Here is a 993-nt window from a genome sequence, read left to right on the forward strand (position 1 = left end):
AAAAAAGTCTGCAAGAGAATCTGCCTCATGGGTTCTCAACCACTCAAGATGAGTTCAACTCTATGTCGATTTCAAGACACTTAGAGGACGGTTCAATCGTCAATCTGTTTTATGTCGAAGTGACTGGAAAAGTGAATGTCTTTGTCAGAATAGATTTCAACCCTAACAGAATCAAGAAATACGGTGGAATGGGAATTTGGAGACAGTTAATGGCTTATATCACGTTAAACAAGCTAGAATCTCATCTATCGAGATTAGACCTGGCTTTTGATGTCTATAACATGCCCTCAATCATCAATCTGAAGCACGTAAAAGGGGGAGTTTCGGAGAAAGTCTATTATGGACGAAGTGGTGAATTAGAAACACGCTATTTTGGAAGTCGTTCTAGCAATATTCAAGTTCGTTTGTATGACAAGAACAAAGAGAAATTAAGCAAGAATGAGTTGACAAAAGAGGACTTACAAAAAGCACCATACCATTGGCGCTTTGAAATGCAACTAAGGACTAAAGCTATTGACGAAAACACAATTTCAGAAGTGATTTCACGATTAGGAAAATTTGGACTGTATGACTATACTGCCTTAGCTAACGATTCCCAGTTTGCTTATTTCTATCTGCATGATGAATCATTGATTCCAACCATGTATCCAAACTTGAGTACAGGGGCAATCCGTCAGAAAAAATACCGTATCCGTCAAAAGTTGAATGAACTTCAAGACGAATTTGCAGAAAAAACGGTCAAGGCGCTTAGAGAACAATCTGAACGCTTAGCAAAAGATTTAAGGCTATATACTCAAGAATTTTTAGGATTTGAGTAAAGACAGATACACTAAAAGGCTCTCAGAAGGCTCAAAAAGCCCCTGACGAGCTTTTTTTGATTTTATAGCAGAATTATACCCTTAGAAACCTAAAATCGCTTAGAGGGCAAAATATGGGCTTTAAAAACGTTCTGAGATTAGTTTTTATTTTTTCTTTGAGGAGGAGGAGGAGGAG

At 37.7% G+C, this 993-nt stretch carries 1 protein-coding gene; it reads left to right on the plus strand.

Annotated elements, in window-relative coordinates:
* Window positions 1-818: replication initiation factor domain-containing protein (locus tag HMPREF2574_RS00935; RefSeq protein ID WP_070812061.1), on the plus strand; the 818-nt coding region annotated here is incomplete at its 5' end.
* Window positions 819-993 lie beyond the last annotated feature (175 nt).

The sequence above is a fragment of the Streptococcus sp. HMSC034E12 genome (assembly GCF_001835915.1).
In the GTDB taxonomy this organism is placed as follows: domain Bacteria; phylum Bacillota; class Bacilli; order Lactobacillales; family Streptococcaceae; genus Streptococcus; species Streptococcus vaginalis.